We start from the raw sequence: 19939 nt of genomic DNA, 5'->3' as shown, positions 1-19939 counted from the left end.
GGCGCAATGGCTTACGGACCCGCACCCAAAGAACATCAGGTCGTCTACACCACGCTGCATTTCGACAAGCCGTGGGCGATGGACAGCTACACCCAGGTGGGTGGCTATGAAGCGTGGAAGAAGATCCTCGCCGAGAAGCCCGATCCGACCGCTCTGATCGAAGAGATCAAGAAGAGCAACCTGCGCGGCCGGGGCGGCGCGGGCTTCCCGACCGGCTTGAAGTGGTCCTTCATGCCCAAGGGCACCATGCAGAAGTACATCCTCTGCAATTCGGACGAATCGGAGCCTGGCACCTGCAAGGACCGCGACATCCTGCGCTTTAACCCGCATGCGGTTATCGAGGGCATGGCGATCGCGTGCTATTGCACCGGTTCCACCGTGGCCTACAACTACCTGCGTGGCGAATTCCATCACGAGCCGTTCGAGCACTTCGAAGAGGCGCTGAAGGAAGCCTACGCGGCCGGCCTGCTGGGCAAGAACATCCAGGGCACCGGTATCGATGTGGACATCTATGGCGCCCTGGGCGCCGGTGCCTACATCTGCGGCGAAGAGACCGCATTGATGGAATCGCTGGAGGGCAAGAAGGGCCAGCCGCGCTTCAAGCCGCCGTTCCCGGCCAACTTTGGCCTGTACGGCAAGCCCAGCACCATCAACAACACCGAAACCTATGCGTCGGTGCCGGCCATCCTGCGCAAGGGCGCGGACTGGTTCCTGGCACAGAGCAAGACCAAGAACGGTGGCCCGAAGATCTTCTCGGTCTCCGGTTGCGTGCAGAAGGGCGGCAATTTCGAAGTGCCGCTGGGCACCACCTTCGACGAACTGCTGGAAATGGCCGGCGGCCTGCGTCCGGGTCGTACGCTGAAGGGCGCGATTCCGGGTGGCGTGTCCATGCCGGTGCTGCGTGCCGAGCAGCTCAAGGGCCTGCCGTTCGACTACGACACCCTGCGCGATCTCAAGACCGGTCTGGGTTCGGGCGCCATCGTGGTGCTCGACGATACCGTCTGCACGGTCCGCTTCACCCGCCGCATCTCGCAGTTCTTCCATAAGGAAAGCTGCGGCCAGTGCACGCCGTGCCGCGAAGGCACCGGCTGGATGCACCGCGTGCTGGATCGCATCGTGGCCGGGCAGGGCACGATGGACGACCTGCACCGCCTCAAGGCCATTGCCGGCCAGATCGAAGGCCACACCATCTGCGCGTTCGGCGAAGCCGCCGCGTGGCCGGTGCAGGGCTTCCTGCGCCAGTTCTGGGATGAATTTGAGTACTACATCGTCAACGGTCGCTCCATCGTCGACGACAAGCTTGGAGCCGCCGCATGAGTGCGCAGCCCGTCACCCCCAACCTTGATCTGCTGAACATCGAGATCGACGGCAAGCCTACGCAGATCCGCAAGGGCGCCATGATCATCGAAGCGGCCGACGCCATTGGCGTGTCGATCCCGCGTTTCTGCTATCACCGCAAGCTCCCGATCGCCGCCAACTGCCGCATGTGCCTGGTGGAAGTGGAAATGGGCGGCAAGCCCATGCCCAAGCCCCAGCCGGCCTGCGCCACCCCGGTGGCCGAAGGCATGAAGGTGACCACGCGCTCCGACGTCGCGCTGAAGTTCCAGAAAGACGTGATGGAGTTCCTGCTGATCAACCATCCGCTGGACTGCCCGATCTGCGATCAGGGCGGCGAGTGCGAGTTGCAGGACGTGGCCCTGGGCTACGGTCGCAGCGTGTCGCGCTATACCGAGCGCAAGCGCGTGGTGGCCGACGAAAACATCGGTCCGCTGGTTGCCACCGAGATGACCCGCTGCATCCAGTGCACGCGTTGCGTGCGCTTCACCAGCGAAATCGCCGGCACCTACGAGCTGGGCGGCATGAGCCGTGGTGACAACCTCCAGATCGGCACCTACATCGGCAAGACCATCGAGACCGAACTGTCGGGCAACATCATCGACGTTTGCCCGGTGGGCGCGCTCACCAACAAGCCGTTCCAGTTCCAGGCGCGTGCCTGGGAGCTGGTGGCGAAGCCATCCATCGCGTATCACGATGCGCTCGGCTCCAATCTGTGGCTGCATGCGCGCCGCGGCGAAGTGCTGCGCACGGTGCCGCGCGACAACGAGTCGATCAACGAATGCTGGTTGTCCGACCGCGACCGCTACAGCCACCAGGGCCTGTACGCTGCCGATCGCGTGAGCGCACCGCAGGTCAAGCGCAACGGCCAGTGGCAGGCGACCACCTGGGAAGACGCGCTCGGCGTGGCCGCCGAGTCGCTCAAGCAGGTCGCGGGCAGCGAGTTGGGCGTATTGGTGCATCCGGCGACCACCAACGAGGAAGGCGACCTGCTGGTCCGCCTCGCTCGCGGGCTGGGCAGTGCGCATGTGGATCACCGCCTGCGTCAGCTCGACTTTGCGGACGGCGCGGTGGCTCAGGCCTTCGGCAAGCCGGTGGCGGAGCTGGACAAGGTCAAGGCCGCGCTGCTGGTCGGCTCGGATCTGCGCCACGAGATGCCGCTGGTCAATCACCGCATCCATCAGGCGGTGAAGAAGGGCGCCAAGGTCTACGCCGTCAATCCGGCGAGCTTCAACTTCAACTACAAGCTGGCTGGCGAAGCCATCGTGGCGCCGCAGGTCCTGGCCGATGCGTTGCTGGCGCTGGCCAAGGCCGCCGTGGAAGCGGGTGCGCTGGCACCGGCCGCGCTGGCCGAAGCGATTAACGCCGCTGCTGCCGACCAAGGTGACAAGGACGCCATTGCCGATCTCAAGAGCGGCAACGCGGTCGTGATCCTGGGCGAAGCGGCCGTGACCCATCCGCAGGCGTCGTGGCTGCGTGCCGTAGCCCGCTTCATCGCGGAAGCCACCGGTGCTGGCTATAACGAGCTTCCGGTTGGCGCGAACGCCGTGGGCCTGGCCCGCGTGGGCGTGCTGCCGGGTAACGGTGGCCTTGACGCGCAGGGCATGCTGGCTCAGCCGCGCAAGGCTTACGTGCTGTACGGCGTGGAGCCGCAGGACGTTGCCGACGGCGCTGCGCTGATCAAGGCGCTGCACGGCGCTGATCGCGTGGTCGTGTTCACTGCGTTCGCCACACCGCTGCTGCGCGACGTGGCCGATGTGATCCTGCCGATCGCGTTGCTGCCGGAAACGGAGGGCACGCTGATCAATGTCGACGGCCTGGCGCAGAGCGTGGCTGCCGGTGCCAAAGCGCCAGGCGATGCGCGTTCGGGCTGGAAGGTGCTGCGTGCTCTGGGCGGCATGCTCAAACTCGCCGGCTTCGAGTTCGATGACCTGGCTGGCCTGCGCGAAGGCATCAACGAGCGCGCTTCGGCCGCGCGTGCCGGTCTGGCCTCGCGTCCGGCAGCGGGCGGTATCACCCGTCTGGCAACCTGGCCGATCTATCGCACCGACGCAGTGCTTCGTCGTGCCACGGCACTGAGCAAGCATCCGCTGAACCGCGCGCCTGCAGTGCGCGTGAACGCGGAAGAAGCTCAGCGCCAGGGCCTGGGCGAAGGTGCCGCCGTGCGCGTCGCCAACATCGTGCTGCCGTTGGTCATCGACGTCAGCGTGCCCGATGGCGCCGCCTGGATCGAAGCCGCACACGACGACACCGTAACGCTGCCGCCCTACGGCGCAGTCCTCACCCTGAGCAAGGCGTAAGCACATGGGCGAACAGCTTTTCAATCAGGTCCTGCTGCCGATCCTGTACATCCTCGCCATCGTCCTGCCGCTGGTGATCACGGTGGCGCTGTATGTGTGGTGGGAGCGCAAGGTCCTCGGCTGGATGCACGTGCGCATGGGGCCCAACAAGGTGGGTCCCTTTGGCCTGCTGCAGGCCTTTGCGGACGTCACCAAGCTGCTGCTGAAGGAAGTGATCCTTCCCACCAGCGCGAACAAGGTGCTGTACTACCTGGCCCCGCTGATCGCGCTGATACCGGCCCTGGCCGCGTGGGCGGTGGTTCCCTTCAGCGACAAGCTGGTGTTGGCCAACGTCAATGCCGGCGTGCTTTACTTGCTGGCGATGACCTCGCTGGGCGTGTACGGCATCATCCTCGCTGGCTGGGCCTCCAACTCGCGTTACGCGTTGCTGGGCGCCATGCGTTCGGCCGCGCAGGTGATCTCCTACGAATTGGCCATGGGCCTGTGCCTGGTGTGCGTGCTGGTGCTTGCCGGCTCGCTCAACCTCATCGACATCGTGCATGCCCAGGGCGGCGCCAAGGGCATCTTCGACTGGTTCATGTGGCCGCTGTTGCCGGTATTCATCATCTACTTCATCTCGGGCGTGGCCGAAACCAACCGCGCACCGTTCGACGTGGCGGAAGGTGAGTCGGAAATCGTCGCCGGCTTCCACGTGGAGTACTCCGGCTCGGCCTTCGCGCTGTTCTTCCTGGCCGAATACGCCAACATGATCCTGGTGAGCTTCCTCGCCTCGATCCTGTTCATGGGCGGCTGGTTGTCGCCGCTGCCGCCGTCGTGGGGCTTCCTCGGCCAGGCCAGCGTGCTGTGGCTGTTCGCCAAGGTCTTCGTGTTCGCATTCCTCTTCCTGTGGTTCCGCGCCAGTTTCCCGCGTTACCGCTATGACCAGATCATGCGTCTGGGCTGGAAGGTGTTCATTCCCATCACCATCGTCTGGGTCCTCGTCGCCGGCTGCATGAAGTATTTCGGCTGGGTCACCGTCGGCACGGGAGGCTAAAGAAAACCATGTCCCGCGTTACTCATTATTTCAAGAGCCTGTTGCTCATCGAGCTGTTCAAGGGCTTGGGTCTGACCATGCGCTACATGTTCAGCCCGAAGTACACGATGCGCTACCCGATGGAGCACATCCCCAAGTCCAACCGCTTCCGCGGCCTGCATGCCCTGCGTCGTTATCCCAACGGCGAAGAGCGTTGCATCGCGTGCAAGCTGTGCGAGGCGGTGTGTCCGGCGCTTGCCATCACTATCGACTCGGCGCCTCGTGAAAGCGACGGCCAGCGCCGTACCACGCGCTACGACATTGACCTGTTCAAGTGCATCTTCTGCGGGTTCTGCGAGGAGAGCTGCCCGGTCGACTCGATCGTCGAAACCCATATCCATGAGTACCACTTCGAGCAGCGTGGCGAGAACGTGGTGACCAAGCCGCAGCTGCTCGCCATCGGCGACCGCTTCGAAGCCGAGATCGCGGCTGCCCGCGCTCAAGACGCCGCGTATCGCTGAGGACACACCCGATGATTGATACGTCTGTGTTCCAACTTGTTTGCTTCTACGCCTTTGCCGCGGTGACGGTCGCTGCTGCCCTGGGCGTCATCACCTTGCGCAACACGGTGCATGCCGTGCTGTCGCTGGTGCTCACCTTTTTCAGCACGGCCTGCATCTGGCTGCTGGCCGAGGCGGAGTTCCTCGCCATTGCCCTTATCGTGGTGTATGTGGGCGCGGTGATGGTGCTGTTCCTATTCGTGGTGATGATGCTTGACATCAAGCAGGAGAACGTCCGCGAGGGTTTCATCAAGTACCTGCCGGTGGGCATCGTCGTGGCGTTGGTCATGCTGGGCGAAATGCTCGCGCTGATCGGCGTGCGCTCCATGCACCAGGCCGTGATGGGTGCCGACCCGGCTGCCGCCGCGGGCATGTCCAATACCGAGTGGCTGGGCCATGCGCTGTATACGCAGTTCCTGCTGCCGTTCGAAATCGCCGCGTTGATCCTCACCGTGGGTGTGGTGGCAGCGGTGGTGTTGACCCTGCGCCAGCGCACCGGCGTGCGTCACCAGCAGGCCGCGCAGCAGGTTCGCGTCAATGCACGTGACCGTGTCCGCGTGGTGAAGATGGCCGCGGAAGTTCCCGCTGCGCCCCTGTCGGCACCGGGCAAGGAGACCACCCCATGATCACGCTTTCGCACTTTATCGTGCTTGGCGCGGTGCTGTTCTGCATCGCCCTGGCCAGCCTCTTTATCAACCGCAAGAACGTGATCGTGCTGTTGATGTCGATCGAGCTGATGTTGCTCGCCGTGAACATCAACTTTGTCGCGTTCTCCCGTTTCATGGGAGACGTGGCAGGGCAGGTGTTCGTGTTCTTCATTCTCACCGTGGCCGCGGCGGAAACCGCCATCGGCCTGGCGATTCTGGTTCTGCTGTTCCGTAACCGCAGCACCATCAATATCGCCGAAATCGACAGTATGAAGGGCTGAGTCGATGGAACTGTCTACCTCCATTTTGCTGACCATCGCCCTGGCACCGCTCGTCGGCTGTTTGCTGGCGGGTTTCCTGGGCAGCTTCATCGGCCGCGCCGGCTCGCATACCGCGACCATCCTTGGCGTGGCGGTGTCCTGTGGCCTGTCGTTCTATGTGCTGTATCAGCTCACCGCAGGTGGCGCCCTGGTCTACAACCACAACATCTATACGTGGTTCGAAATCGGTAACTACAACGCCCACGTCGGTTTCCTGATCGACCGCCTCACCGCCATGATGATGGTGGTGGTGACCTTCGTGTCGCTGCTGGTGCACATCTACACCATCGGCTACATGCACGAAGATCCGGGCTACCAGCGTTTCTTCAGCTACATCTCGCTGTTCACCTTCTCCATGTTGATGCTCGTGATGAGCAACAACTTCATGCAGCTGTTCTTCGGCTGGGAGGCGGTGGGCCTGGTGTCCTACCTGTTGATCGGCTTCTGGTACAAGCGCCCCACGGCGATCTTCGCCAACCTCAAGGCGTTCCTGGTCAACCGTGTGGGTGACTTCGGCTTCCTGCTGGGTATTGCTGGCGTGCTGTACTTCCTGGGCACGCTCGACTACGCCACCGCGTTCGGCGCTGCGCCGACCCTGGTTGGCAAGACCCTGCAGATCACCCAGAACGTCCACTGGGACGCTGCTACCGTCATCTGCATCCTGCTGTTCATCGGCGCGATGGGTAAGTCGGCCCAGGTGCCGCTGCACGTGTGGCTGCCGGACTCGATGGAAGGTCCCACCCCGATCTCCGCGCTGATCCATGCGGCAACGATGGTGACCGCCGGCATCTTCATGGTCGCGCGCATGTCGCCGATCTTCGAACTGTCGGAGACGGCACTGAGCTTCGTCATGGTGATTGGCGCCACCGGCGCGCTGTTCACGGGTCTGATCGGCATCGTGCAGAACGACATCAAGCGGGTCGTCGCGTACTCCACGCTGTCGCAGCTGGGCTACATGACGGTGGCGCTGGGCGTGTCGGCGTATGCCGGTGCCGTGTTCCACCTGATGACTCATGCGTTCTTCAAGGCGCTGCTGTTCCTGGGTGCGGGCTCGGTGATCATCGCCATGCACCACGAGCAGGACATGCGCTACATGGGCGGCCTGCGCAAGTACATGCCGATCACCTGGATCACGATGTGGATCGGTTCGCTGGCGCTGTGCGGTGTGCCGTTCTTCGCGGGCTTCTATTCCAAGGACGCCATCATCGAGGCCGTGGGTGAGTCGCATCGCTGGGGTTCGGGCTATGCCTACTTCTGCGTGCTGGCCGGTGCGTTCGTCACCGCGCTGTACACCTTCCGCCAGATGTACTTGACCTTCCATGGCAAGGAACGCTTCACGGTGGTCCACGACCATGGTCATGGTCACCATGAGCACAAGGACGATCACGGCCATCACGAGCCGGGCATCATGCATGAGGCCCCGCATGAGTCGCCGTGGGTGGTGACTCTGCCGCTGATCCTGCTGGCGATCCCGTCGTTGATCGTGGGCTTCGTGGCGATTGGTCCGATGCTGTTCGGCGATTGGTTTGGCGGCGCCATCCACGTGACCGAGGCGAACAATGTGCTGGGTGAGCTGAGCAAGGACTTCCACGGTTCCGTGGCGATGGCCCTGCACGGCTTCACGCAGCTGCCGTTCTTCCTGGTGCTGGCGGCGTTCGCCATCACTACCTATATCTACCTGTTCAACCCGAGCCTGGCCGACCGCATCAAGAATGCACTCAAGCCGATCTACAACGTGCTCAACCATAAGTACTGGTTCGATGCGGTGTATTACATCGTGTTCGCCCGCGGCGGTATGGCCCTTGGCCGTGCGCTGTGGAAGGGCGGCGATGCAGCCGTGATCGACGGTGTGATGGTCAACGGTTCGGCAGGTCTGGTGGATCGCATTGCAGGCGGCGTGCGTCGCTTGCAATCCGGTTATCTCTATCACTACGCCTTCGCGATGATTCTCGGCCTGATCCTGCTGCTTGGCGGGTATTGGCTGGTCGGGCAATAAGGGAACCTGCTCCATGTTCAATCATTTGCTCAGCCTGCTGATCTGGTTGCCCATCGTGGGCGCCATCCCGGTGCTGCTCGCCGGCTCCGGCCGTCCTAACAGTGCACGTTGGATCGCGCTGCTGGTCGCCATCGCTACCTTCGTACTCAGCATCTGTCTGCTGCCGCAGTTCAACGCGGCCGATGGCGCCAAGCAGTTGGCGGAAAGCCACGTATGGATCGCCTCGCTCGGCGTCCATTACGGTCTCGCGGTCGACGGCATCTCCGTCGCGCTGATCCTGCTCACCACCTTCGTCGGCATCCTCGTGATCGTCGGCGCATGGGAGGTGATCCAGACCAACCCGCATCAGTACATGGCTGCCATGCTGGTGCTCGAGGGCCTGATGATCGGCGTCTTCTGCGCCACTGACGCGTTGCTGTTCTACGTGTTCTTCGAGGCCATGCTGATCCCGATGTTCATTCTCATCGGTGTCTGGGGTGGTCCGCGTCGCGTATATGCCACGATGAAGTTCTTCATCTACACGTTCTTCGGGTCCATCTTCATGTTGGTGGGCCTGATTTACCTGTACCTGAAGGCCGGTTCGTTCGACCTGGCTACGCTGGCGGCACTGCCGCTGTCGATGAAGGAGCAGAGCTGGCTGTTCTTCGCCTTCCTGATCGCCTTTGCAGTCAAAGTGCCGATGGTGCCGGTGCACACCTGGTTGCCGGATGCCCACGTGGAGGCGCCGACCGGTGGCTCGGTGGTGCTGGCCGCGGTAATGCTGAAGATCGGTGGTTACGGCTTCCTGCGCTTCTCGCTGCCGATTGTCCCTGACGCGTCCGAGGCTTATGCGTGGCTCGTCATCGGCCTCAGCCTGTTGGCGGTGGTCTACATCGGCTACATCGCGCTGGTGCAGGAGGACATGAAGAAGCTGGTGGCGTATTCGTCCGTGGCGCACATGGGCTTCGTCACCCTGGGTATCTTCATCGCCTTCATGCTGGTGCGCGGCGCCAACAACCTGGATGCCGCCAAGCTGGGCATGCAGGGTGCGATGGTGCAGATGATTTCGCACGGCTTCGTCTCGGGTGCGATGTTCTCGTGCATCGGCGTGCTGTACGACCGCATGCATACCCGACAGATCAAGGACTACGGTGGCGTCATCAACGTGATGCCGTGGTTCGGCTTCTTCTACGTGCTGTTCGCCATGGCCAACAGCGGCCTGCCGGGTACCAGCGGTTTCGTGGGCGAGTTCCAGGTGGTGCTGGCCAGCTTCCAGGCCAACCCGTGGATTGCGTTCTTCGCCGCCTTCACCTTGATCATTGGCGCGGCCTACACGCTGTACATGGTCAAGCGCGTGCTGTGGGGTGATATCACCAACCCGCACGTTGCTGAAATGAAGGACATCAATGGCCGCGAGGTGTTCGTGTTGAGCGCCTTTGCCGCCGCCGTGCTGGTCCTGGGCATCTGGCCGCAGCCGCTGATCCATCTGATGGATGCTTCGGTGACGCAGCTGGTGACGCAGCTTGGCAATCACAAGATCTAAGCAGGACTGATCATGCCGAATCTCAATGACATTCTGATCCTGTTGCCGGAGTTGTATCTGGTGGTGGCGGCGTGTTTGCTGCTACTGCTGGACGCCTTCATGAAGGCGGAACAGCGTCCGTTGCTGCACTGGCTCTCCATTGCCGTTCTGCTGGTGGGCGTCTACCTCGTGGTGGAAGGCCAGCCGAGCCAGGCGGTCACTGCCTTCAATGGCATGTTCGTGCGCGATGGCGTGGCCGAGATCCTCAAGGTCTTCGCCCTGGTGAGCACCGCCTTGGTATTCGTCTACGCCAAGCCGTACCTGATCGATCGCAAACTGTTCCTGGGCGAGTTCTACACGCTCACCATCTTTGCGGTGATCGGCATCATGGTGCTGGTCTCGGCCGGCAACCTGATTACGGTGTACCTGGGCCTGGAACTGTTGACGCTGTCCTCGTACGCGCTGGTGGCGCTCAATCGTGACTCGCGTCTGTCCTCCGAGGCGGCCATCAAGTACTTCGTGCTGGGCGCGCTGGCCTCGGGCATGCTGCTGTACGGCATGTCGATGGTCTACGGTGCCACCGGCACGCTGAGCCTGGCCCAGCTGCACGGCGCGGCGCTGCAGACGACCATGCCCCACCTGCTGGTGTTTGGCCTGATCTTCATGATCGTGGGCATCGGCTTCAAGCTGGGCGCGGCACCGTTTCACATGTGGATCCCTGACGTGTACCAGGGTTCGCCGACGGCGGTGACGATCTTCATCGGCTCCGCCCCGAAGCTGGCTGCCTTCGGTATGGCCTACCGCCTGCTGGATTCCGGTCTGGGTGAGCTTTCCCAGCACTGGCAGCTGATGCTGGCCTGCCTGGCGGTGCTGTCGCTGGCGATCGGCAACCTGGTGGCCATCGTGCAGACGAACCTCAAGCGTCTGCTGGCGTATTCCACCATTTCGCACATGGGCTACCTGTTGCTGGGTCTGGTCAACGCCGGCCCGGAGGGTTACGCCGCGGCGCTGTTCTACGCCATCAGCTACGCGCTGATGGGTACGGCGGCCTTTGGCATCATCCTGGCGCTGGCTCGTGCGGGTTTCGAGTGCGAAGAGATTGATGATCTCAAGGGTCTGAATCAGCGTTCGCCGTGGGCGGCCTTCCTGATGATGCTGGTGATGTTCTCGTTGGCCGGCGTGCCGCCGCTGTTCGGGTTCTTCGCCAAGCTGCTGGTGCTGCAGGCCGCGGTGCATGCGGGCTTCATGTGGCTGGCCATCGTCGGTGCCGTATTCGCCATCATCGGTCTGTACTACTACCTGCGCGTGGTCAAGGTGATGTACTTCGACAAGCCGGTAGAGGGTACGGAAATCCGCTTGCAGAGCGATGTCTCGGTACGCCTTGTGCTCTCGCTCAATGTATTGGCGTTGCTGGTGCTGGGCCTGAGCTGGGGTCCGCTGTTCGGTTGGTGCCAGCGCGTATTCGTGGGTTGATCTAATCCGTGGCAGCGCAGGCGTGCCACGGGGTGTTGGAAAGATTTGTGAAATTAATTAGCGAAAAGGCTTGCAAGAAGTCGGCCATCTCGCTAATATTTCTGAACTCTGATGCGGGGTGGAGCAGTCTGGCAGCTCGTCGGGCTCATAACCCGAAGGTCGTAGGTTCGAATCCTACCCCCGCTACCAGATCTTTCTTAGAACAAGAAAGCCTCCTCGTGAGGCTTTTTTGTTGGGCGCAAGGATGCGTCGCACATGCGTTGTATGCCGCTTCGGTATTGGCTGCGCTAAGGTGCCCCGGAAAGAATCTGCAAGAGTCGGGACATCGGCGAGAGAAGGGAATGGGCCGCTTGAGCCCATTTTTTGTTTCTGGCGACTGGTAACGGTAGGCGAATGATGGATACGCAGGCACTGGCTCAACGTTTCACCGAGGTTTTGGCCGATTTGGGCCTGGAATGCATCGGTGTGGAGTTCTCCCCATCGCAGGGGCAGAGTACCCTGCGGGTCTATTTGGACACTGAAGGCCGCGAGGTCAACCTCGAAGACTGCGAAGCGGCAAGCCGCGAGCTGTCGGCCATGCTGGACGTGGAAGATCCGGTCCCGGGTCACTACGTGTTGGAAGTTTCCTCCCCGGGCATCGATCGCCCGTTGTTCACGGCCGCCCAGTTCGCCAAGGTGGCGGGGACGGAAGTAAAGATTCTGCTGAAGGCGCCCCTGGAAGGACGTCGCCGCTTGCGCGGCAAAGTTATCTCGGTGGCTGGTGAGCGGATCTCGCTGGAAGCCGAGGGGAAGACCTTCGAGTTCGACCACGATGCGGTGGAAAGCGCGCGCGTGGTGCCTGACTGGGTGGCGCTCGGTTACGTGCCGCAGCCCAAGCCGGGTAAAGCGCCGGGCAAGGCTCCGGGCAAGAAGTCCTCGAAGTAAATCAATCGAAACCGATCGGGCGCTGACGGCGTCTACGGAGTTGCTGCAATGAGCAAAGAACTTTTGCTGGTGGTTGATGCGGTTGCCAACGAAAAGGGCGTGCCGCGCGAAGTGATTTTCCAGGCAATGGAAGCGGCACTCGCATCCGCGGCCAAGAAGCGCTATCCGGACGAAGACCCGGATATCCGCGTGGTGATCGACCGTCACAGCGGCGACTACGAGACCTTCCGTCGCTGGGAAATCATCGCCGACGACGGCGAGATGGAGTCGCCGTACCACCAGGTTCGCCTGATGGACGCCGTGGACGAGCGCGAAGGCGCCGAAGTCGGCGAGTACATCGAGCAGCAGATCGAAAACGCCGAATTCGGCCGTATCGCGGCGCAGGCTGCCAAGCAGGTGATCGTGCAGCGCGTACGCGAAGCCGAGCGCATGCAGGTGGTGGATGCCTTCCGCGAGCGCGTGGGCGAGCTGGTCACCGGCATCGTCAAGCGCGTCGAGCGCGGCAATGTTTATTTGGATCTGGGCAGCAACGCCGAGGCCTTCATCCCGCGCGACAAGACGATTCCGCGCGAGTCGGCTCGCGTCGGCGACCGCGTGCGCGGCTATCTCTACGAAGTGCGCTCCGAAGCGCGCGGTCCGCAGCTGTTCGTTTCGCGCGCCGCGCCGGAATTCATGATCGAGCTGTTCAAGCTCGAAGTGCCGGAAGTAGGCCAGGGGCTGGTCGAGATCAAGGGCTGCGCCCGTGATCCGGGCGACCGCGCCAAGATCGCCGTGGTGGCCCACGATTCGCGTACCGATCCTATCGGTGCCTGTATCGGCATGCGCGGTTCGCGCGTGCAGGCGGTGTCCAATGAGCTCAACGGTGAGCGTGTCGACATCATCCTGTGGCATGAAAACCAGGCGCAGTACGTCATCAATGCGATGGCTCCGGCGGAAGTGCAGTCCATCATCATGGACGAGGAAAAGCACTCCATGGACATCGCCGTGGCGGAGGACAAGCTGTCCCAGGCCATCGGTCGCGGTGGCCAGAACGTGCGCCTCGCCAGCAAGTTGACCGGCTGGCAGCTCAATGTGATGACGCAGGACCAGGTGGCCGCCAAGAGCGAGGCCGAGCAGGAAACCGCGCGCCAGCTGTTCATGGACAAGCTGGAAGTGGACCAGGAGATCGCCAACATCCTCGTGCAGGAAGGCTTCTCCAGCGTGGAAGAAATCGCCTATGTGCCTAGCGCCGAGCTGCTGGCCGTGGAAGGCTTCGACGAAGACATCGTCGAAGAGCTGCGTGCCCGTGCCCGCGACGCGCTGCTGACCGAGGCGTTGGCTGTGGAAGAAAGCATCGACGAGCATCAGCCGTCGGAAGAGTTGCTGCATCTGCCGGGCATGGACGAAGCTACCGCTTTCGCGCTGGCTTCCCGTGAAATTGTCTCGGTGGACGACCTGGCCGACCTCGCGGTCGACGACCTGATTGAGATTGATGGCATGGATGAAGATCGCGCTGCGGCGCTGATCATGGCTGCGCGTGCGCCGATGATCGCGCGCTTGGAGAAGGGTGGCTAACCGCGGGCGGCAGCGCCCTGGATGGGCGCGCCGAGGGGAGTCCTTGTGAGGACTCTCCACCAGGGATGGCGGTGGCCGTGCGGCAAAGGCGCACGGACGATAAGCGCGGGAACGGCGGAGAAAGAACACGATGTCCGGTGAAACGATCAAACAATTGGCACAGAGCATGAAGGTGCCCGTCGACAAGCTGCTGACGCAGCTGGGTCAGGCAGGCATGTCCTTCTCGGACCCTGAGCAGATCATCAGCAGCACGGAAAAGATGAAGCTGCTGGGCTTTTTGCGGCGCAGCCATGGAAAGGACGCGCCTGCCGAGGGCGAGGCCGATTCTCCGCGCCAGATCACCCTCAAGCGCAGCACGCGCGGCGAGCTGAAGCTGTCCACTCCGGGTGGCCGCGGCGCGGCCGCCGGCGCCAAGACGGTCAACGTTGAAGTGCGCGCCAAGCGCACCTACGTCAAGCGTAGCGTTATCGCCGAAGAAGCTGGCGGTGATGCCGAGCGCGAAGAGGCCGTGCGCCGCCTGCAGGAGTCCCAGCAGGAGCGCGAGCACGAAGAGAGCGAGCGTCTTGCCGCTGAGCATCGCCGCCAGGAAGAAGCCCAGGCTCGCGCCGAGGAAGCTCAGCGCCAGCGCGAGGCTGAAGAAGAGCAGCATCGCCTGCAGGCGGAGGCTGAGGCCGCCGCTGCGCGTGCCCAAGAACAGCATGAGCGCCAGGTTGCCGCCGCTGAAGCGCAGCCGGAGCGTCAGGTTGCCGAGCCCGTGAGCGTCGAGCCGGTTGAGAAGGCTGCGCCCGCCGAGCAGGTGGTGCAGCGCATCGATCACAGCTCGCTGGGCATGATCGTGCCGCGTATTCATGAGCCGCGTCGCCGCGAGAAGAAAGTGGTGGTGGTTGCGCCGCCGGCTCCCGCGCCGGCGCCGGCCCCCGCTGCGCCCGCTCCTGCGGCCCCGGGTGCCGCTGGCGCCGCAGGTGCTGCGACGACCACCGCCGATAACCGTGCCAAGCCTCGTCATGGTCGTGAGCGCGACGATGTGGTCGGTGGCAAGCGTTTCGCCGGTGGCGAGCTGCACCTGAGCGATGCGGATCGCGCACGCCGCTCCAACAAGCGCGGCAAGCCCGGTCGTGGCCCGAGCCGGGATGTGCAGCGTAGTAGCGCCCCCGCCGGTGCCGGTGGCCCCCACGGCTTCTCCCGCCCGACCGCTCCGGTCGTGCGCGAGGTGGTGGTGGGCGACAGCAACATCGTTGCCGACCTGGCCCAGAAAATGGCGGTCAAGGGTTCGGAGGTGGTCAAGGCCCTCTTCAAGATGGGCGTGATGGCCACCATCAACCAGACCATCGATCACGACACCGCCGTGCTGGTGGTGGAAGAGCTCGGTCACACCCCGGTCGCGGCGAACGAAAACAATGCCGAAGCCACGCTGGCAGCCCACACGCAGAGTGCGGAGCTGGACGGCGAGAAGAAGCCGCGTCCGCCAGTGGTCACCATCATGGGCCACGTCGACCACGGTAAGACCTCCACGCTCGACTACATCCGTCGCACCAAGGTGGCTTCGGGTGAGGCGGGCGGTATTACCCAGCACATCGGTGCGTATCACGTGGAAACGCCCAAGGGCGTCATCACGTTCCTTGATACGCCGGGCCACGCAGCGTTCACATCGATGCGCGCACGCGGTGCGCAGTCGACGGACATCGTGGTGCTGGTGGTGGCTGCCGACGACGGCGTGATGCCGCAGACGGCCGAAGCCGTGCAGCATGCGCGCGCCGCCAAGGTGCCGCTGATCGTGGCGCTCAACAAGATGGACAAGTCCGACGCCAATCCGGACCACGTCAAGCAGGGCCTCGGCAATCTGGAAGTGATTCCGGAAGAGTGGGGTGGCGACACGCCGTTCGTGCCGATCTCGGCCAAGACCGGCATGGGCATCGACGATCTGCTCGACGCCATCCTGGTTCAGGCCGAAGTGATGGAGCTGACGGCGGTCGAGGATGGCCCGGCGTCCGGTGTGGTGATCGAGTCCAGTCTGGATCGCGGTCGCGGCCCGGTGGCTACCGTGCTGGTGCAGCAGGGCACACTCAAGCGCGGCGACTTCGTGGTCTGCGGCATTGAGTACGGCCGCATGCGCGCGCTGATCGACGAGAACGGCAAAACCGTGCAGGAAGCCGGTCCGTCGATTCCGGTGCAGGTGCTGGGTCTGTCCGGCGTGCCGGAATCGGGCGATGACTTCGTGGTGGTGGCCGATGAGCGCCTTGCCCGTGAAGTGGCGGCCGAGCGTCAGCTCAAGCGTCGCGAGACGCGCATGGTCAGCAAGGCCAACCGCCTTGAGGACATCATGGCCCAGATGGGTCAGGGTGCCGAGCAGCAGACGCTCAACATCCTGGTCAAGGCCGACGTGCAGGGTTCGGTGCAGGCGCTGCGCGAGTCGCTCAGCCAGATCGGCAACGAGAACGTAAAGGTCAACGTGATTGCGGCCGGTGTCGGCGGTATCACCGAGTCCGACGCCACCCTGGCGGCAGCCTCCAAGGCGCTGGTCATCGGCTTCAATGTCCGTGCCGACGCTTCGGCCCGCAAGGTGATCGATACCTCCGGTCTGGACGTGCGTTACTTCTCGATCATCTATGACGTGATCGATCAGGTGAAGCAGGCCGCTTCGGGTCTCCTCGGCAAGGAAGTGCGCGAAGAGATCATCGGCGTGGCGCAGGTGCGCGAGGTGTTCCGCAGCTCCAAGTTCGGTGCGGTGGCCGGCTGTATGATCATCGAAGGTACGGTCAAGCGCAGCAAGCCGATCCGCGTGCTGCGTGACAACACGGTGATCTTCCAGGGTGAACTGGAGTCGCTGCGTCGCTTCAAGGAGCTGGTCGACGAAGTACGCAACGGCATGGAATGCGGTATCGCCGTGAAGCAGTACAACGATGTGAAGGTTGGCGACCAGATCGAATGCTTTGAGCGTATCGAGGTAGCCCGCACGCTGTAACGGTTACCGGCCTGCGCTGAGCGGGCCTGGCGCCCTCAGTGGTGTGTTTCCAGCGGGCGGTGTGGGTATCCACATCGCTCGCTTTGTTTTCAGGGTCGGCCATGCCGGCGCGGCCCCAGGTTGAAAGGAGTGCGTTATGCCTTCCCGCGATTTCAAGCGTACCGACCGCGTCGGCGCCGAACTGCGCCGCGAATTGGGTCTGCTTGTCCATGCCGCCGTGCGCGATCATGGCCTGCCTTCGGTGAGCGTGTCGGACGTGGAGGTCACCCGTGATCTCGACTGGGCGACGGTGTGGGTTACGGCGCTGCAGCCGGAGCGTTCCGCCGAGGCCATGAAGGCCTTGAAGGAGCTGGCGGTGGAGTTCCGCCGCACGCTGTCGCGCAGCATGCGCCTGCGCCGCGTGCCCGAACTGCGGTTCAAGTACGACGATTCCGTGGACAAGGGCGAACGTATCGAACACTTGCTGAGCCAGGACAGCCTCCGCACGCCGGCGGCTGCCGAGGACCAAAACGAGGACTGATGAAGGCGCGTCGTTTCCGTGACCTGCACGGTATCCTGCTATTGGACAAGCCGTTGGGTCTGAGTTCCAACCAGGCGCTGCAGGTCGCCCGCAAGCTGTTCTGGGCTGAGAAGGGCGGTCATACCGGCGCGCTCGACCCCCTCGCCAGTGGCCTGCTGCCGCTGTGTTTTGGCGAGGCCACCAAGATTGCCGGCATGTTGCTGGGCTCGCGCAAGGCCTACGTGGCCGAATGCCGCCTGGGCGTGACCACCAGCACCGCCGACCTGGAAGGCGAGGTGGTGCAGGAGCGGCCGGTGCCTGCGCTCAGCGATGAGCGTATCGAGGCCGGCTTGGCCCGCTTGCGTGGGCAGATTACCCAGGTGCCTCCGGCCCATTCCGCCATCAAACAGGACGGCGAGCGGCTTTATCTCAAGGCCCGCCGGGGTGAGGTGGTCGACGTGCCTGCGCGCATGGTCGAGATTCACCGACTGGAGGTGCTGTCCCGCACCGATGACCGACTTGAGCTGTACGTGGAGTGCGGTTCGGGCACCTATATCCGTAGCCTGGCCGTGGACCTGGGCGAGGACCTGGGGTGCGGTGCCCATCTGACGGCGTTGCGCCGCGTATGGGTCGAGCCGTTCAGGGAGCCGGTCATGGTGACCCTGGAGACGTTGCGCGCCGCTGCTGAGCAGGGGGACGAGGCCTTGCTGCCCCATCTGCTCCCGGTATCGGCGGGTCTGGCCGACCTGCCGGCCATGCACCTGGATGCCGAGCGCAGCCGCGCCGTGCAGCAGGGGCAGCAGATTCCGCTGGACCCGGAAATGACTGGCCGGCTTGCGGTGTTTGCCCAGGACGGGCGCCTGCTTGCCCTGGGCGAGGCAGTGGACGGAAAGCTGCGTATCGCGCGCGGCTTCAATCTGCCGAGTGTCATGACAGATGAATCCGCTTTATGACGCTCTTGTTGTCATTGGGCTCCGCTAGTTACAATACGGAGCTTGTTCCAGACTTTTCATTCAACTAGGCGATGCTTGCGCAACGTCATTTAAGTGACGTTGCGCAAGCATCGCACCCGCTTTTTTAGGAAGAGATACCCATGTCCCTTACCGCAGAACAGACCGGCAAGATCATCGCTGACTTTGGCCGCGTGCCGAACGATACCGGTTCGCCGGAAGTGCAGGTCGCCCTGCTGTCGGCCCGCATTGACCACCTGACCGACCATTTCAAGGCCCACAAGCAGGACCATCACTCGCGCCGCGGCCTGCTGAAGCTGGTCAACCAGCGCAAGCGCCTGCTGAGCTACCTGAAGGACCGTGATCTGGCTCGCTACCAGTCCCTGATCGAGCGCCTGGGCCTCCGTCGCTAATCCTGCAAGGACTAAATAACGTGGCGAAAGTAACCAAGTCATTCCAGTTCGGTAATCACGAAGTCACACTGGAGACGGGCGAAATCGCCCGCCAGGCTTCTGGTGCCGTGATGGTCAGCATGGGTGGCACCGTTGTGCTGGTCTCCGTGGTGGCCGCTGCCAAGGCGAAGGATGGGCAGGATTTCTTCCCGCTCACCGTCGATTACGTCGAGAAGTTCTACTCCGCCGGTCGCATTCCGGGCGGCTTCTTCAAGCGCGAAGGCCGCCCGACCGAGAAGGAGACGCTCACCTCGCGTCTGATCGATCGTCCGGTGCGTCCGCTGTTCCCGGAAGAGTTCAAGAACGAAGTGCAGGTCATCGCACAGGTCGTCTCGCTGAACCCGGAGATCGACGGCGACATCCCGGCCATGCTGGGCGCTTCGGCTGCCCTGTCGCTGGCTGGCATCCCGTTCAAGGGTCCGATCGGCGCAGCGCGCGTCGGTTACGTCGATGGCAAGTACCTGCTCAACCCGACCGCTAGCGAGCTCAAGACCTCGCAGCTGGATCTGGTCGTGGCCGGTACCTCCAACGCCGTGCTGATGGTGGAATCCGAAGCCCAGCTGCTGTCCGAAGACGTCATGCTCGGTGCGGTGGTGTTCGGTCACCAGCAGATGCAGGTCGCCATCCGTGCGATCGCTGAGCTGGCCACCGAGGCTGCCAAGCCGTCCATGGCCTGGGAAGCCCCGGCCCGCAACGAGTCGCTGGTCGCCGCCCTCAAGGGCGCCGTCGGCAACAAGCTGGAAGAAGCCTTCCAGGTGCGCGACAAGCTGCAGCGTCGTGACGCCATCGCCGCGATCAAGGCCGACGTGCTCGCCTCGCTCGCCGCTGACGCGGAAGCCAAGGGCTGGGACAAGGCCGAGCTGTCGAAGGAATTCGCCGAGCTCGAGTACCACACCATGCGCGACGGCGTCCTCAAGACCAAGATCCGCATCGACGGCCGTAACCTTGACGACATCCGCCCGATCACGGTCCGCGTCGGCGTGCTGCCGCGTACCCATGGTTCGGCGCTGTTCACCCGCGGTGAAACGCAGGCACTGGTCGTGACCACGCTGGGCACCACCCGTGATGCGCAGATCATCGACGCGCCGGAAGGCGAGTCGAAGGATGCCTTCCTGTTCCATTACAACTTCCCGCCGTTCTCGGTGGGCGAGTGCGGCCGCTTCGGCGCGCCGAAGCGTCGTGAAATCGGTCACGGTCGCCTCGCCAAGCGCGGTGTGCAGGCGGTGAAGCCGTCCATCGAAGAATTCCCGTACGTGGTGCGCGTGGTCTCTGAAATCACCGAGTCCAACGGTTCCTCGTCGATGGCTTCGGTGTGCGGTTCCTCGCTGGCCATGATGGACGCGGGCATTCCGCTCAAGGCTCCGGTGGCGGGTATCGCCATGGGCCTGGTGAAGGAAGGCAACGACTTTGTCGTGCTGTCGGACATCCTGGGTGATGAAGATCACCTGGGCGAC

Annotated in this window: 16 protein-coding genes and 1 tRNA gene; all 17 read left to right on the top strand. The window is 63.3% G+C overall.

All coding sequences use genetic code 11. The features are described 5' to 3' along the window. Positions 1-6 precede the first annotated feature (6 nt). Positions 7-1317: an NADH-quinone oxidoreductase subunit NuoF gene (gene nuoF, locus JHD67_RS10770; protein ID WP_199099185.1), complete on the top strand. Its 1311-nt coding sequence runs from the start codon at positions 7-9 to the stop codon at positions 1315-1317. Beyond that, the gene (gene nuoG, locus JHD67_RS10765; RefSeq protein ID WP_199099184.1) at positions 1314-3635 is read left to right on the top strand and encodes an NADH-quinone oxidoreductase subunit NuoG; all 2322 of its coding nucleotides are present in this window, start codon (positions 1314-1316) and stop codon (positions 3633-3635) included. The genes nuoF and nuoG overlap by 4 nt, the downstream gene beginning before the upstream one ends. Positions 3636-3639: 4 nt before the next feature. Then, the gene (nuoH, locus tag JHD67_RS10760; RefSeq protein ID WP_199099183.1) at positions 3640-4668 is read left to right on the top strand and encodes an NADH-quinone oxidoreductase subunit NuoH; all 1029 of its coding nucleotides are present in this window, start codon (positions 3640-3642) and stop codon (positions 4666-4668) included. An 8-nt stretch (positions 4669-4676) separates the two neighbouring features. Continuing rightward, a complete protein-coding gene (gene nuoI / locus JHD67_RS10755; RefSeq protein WP_199099182.1) occupies positions 4677-5168 on the top strand; it encodes an NADH-quinone oxidoreductase subunit NuoI in 492 nt (163 codons plus the stop codon). 11 nt (positions 5169-5179) lie between these two features. After that, the gene (locus tag JHD67_RS10750; protein ID WP_199099181.1) at positions 5180-5833 is read left to right on the top strand and encodes an NADH-quinone oxidoreductase subunit J; all 654 of its coding nucleotides are present in this window, start codon (positions 5180-5182) and stop codon (positions 5831-5833) included. Continuing rightward, the gene (gene nuoK, locus JHD67_RS10745) at positions 5830-6135 is read left to right on the top strand and encodes an NADH-quinone oxidoreductase subunit NuoK (protein ID WP_199099180.1); all 306 of its coding nucleotides are present in this window, start codon (positions 5830-5832) and stop codon (positions 6133-6135) included. The genes JHD67_RS10750 and nuoK overlap by 4 nt, the downstream gene beginning before the upstream one ends. Positions 6136-6139: 4 nt before the next feature. Then, positions 6140-8170 carry an NADH-quinone oxidoreductase subunit L gene (gene nuoL / locus JHD67_RS10740; RefSeq protein ID WP_199099179.1) on the top strand — a complete coding sequence of 677 codons (2031 nt, stop codon included), beginning with the start codon at positions 6140-6142 and terminating at the stop codon, positions 8168-8170. Between the two features lie 13 nt (positions 8171-8183). Continuing rightward, positions 8184-9692: an NADH-quinone oxidoreductase subunit M gene (locus JHD67_RS10735; protein ID WP_199099178.1), complete on the top strand. Its 1509-nt coding sequence runs from the start codon at positions 8184-8186 to the stop codon at positions 9690-9692. A 12-nt stretch (positions 9693-9704) separates the two neighbouring features. Beyond that, complete coding sequence (gene nuoN / locus JHD67_RS10730; RefSeq protein ID WP_199099177.1) at positions 9705-11144, top strand: NADH-quinone oxidoreductase subunit NuoN; 1440 nt, start codon at positions 9705-9707, stop codon at positions 11142-11144. Between the two features lie 112 nt (positions 11145-11256). Next, a tRNA-Met gene (locus JHD67_RS10725) sits at positions 11257-11333 on the top strand. 207 nt (positions 11334-11540) lie between these two features. Then, a complete protein-coding gene (gene rimP, locus JHD67_RS10720) occupies positions 11541-12068 on the top strand; it encodes a ribosome maturation factor RimP (protein WP_199099224.1) in 528 nt (175 codons plus the stop codon). Positions 12069-12116: 48 nt separating this feature from the next. Further along, positions 12117-13622: a transcription termination factor NusA gene (gene nusA / locus JHD67_RS10715; protein WP_199099176.1), complete on the top strand. Its 1506-nt coding sequence runs from the start codon at positions 12117-12119 to the stop codon at positions 13620-13622. 130 nt (positions 13623-13752) lie between these two features. Then, positions 13753-16584, top strand: coding sequence for a translation initiation factor IF-2 (gene infB / locus JHD67_RS10710; protein WP_199099175.1), 2832 nt, complete (start codon positions 13753-13755; stop codon positions 16582-16584). A 136-nt stretch (positions 16585-16720) separates the two neighbouring features. Beyond that, positions 16721-17104: a 30S ribosome-binding factor RbfA gene (gene rbfA / locus JHD67_RS10705; protein WP_199099174.1), complete on the top strand. Its 384-nt coding sequence runs from the start codon at positions 16721-16723 to the stop codon at positions 17102-17104. Beyond that, positions 17104-18036, top strand: a complete 933-nt coding sequence (gene truB / locus JHD67_RS10700) for a tRNA pseudouridine(55) synthase TruB (RefSeq protein WP_199099173.1) — start codon at positions 17104-17106, stop codon at positions 18034-18036. Before rbfA ends, truB begins: the two co-directional genes overlap by 1 nt. A 140-nt stretch (positions 18037-18176) precedes the next feature. Further along, positions 18177-18446: a 30S ribosomal protein S15 gene (gene rpsO / locus JHD67_RS10695; RefSeq protein ID WP_038616913.1), complete on the top strand. Its 270-nt coding sequence runs from the start codon at positions 18177-18179 to the stop codon at positions 18444-18446. Between the two features lie 20 nt (positions 18447-18466). Continuing rightward, the coding region (gene pnp / locus JHD67_RS10690) for a polyribonucleotide nucleotidyltransferase (protein ID WP_199099172.1) at positions 18467-19939 on the top strand (1473 nt) is incomplete at its 3' end.

Origin of the sequence: Dyella sp. ASV21 (assembly GCF_016428975.1) — a bacterium.
Classification (GTDB): Bacteria; Pseudomonadota; Gammaproteobacteria; order Xanthomonadales; family Rhodanobacteraceae; genus Dyella.
The sequence above is the reverse complement of the archived record's forward strand: the minus strand, read 5'-3'. Positions and strand labels throughout refer to the sequence as shown.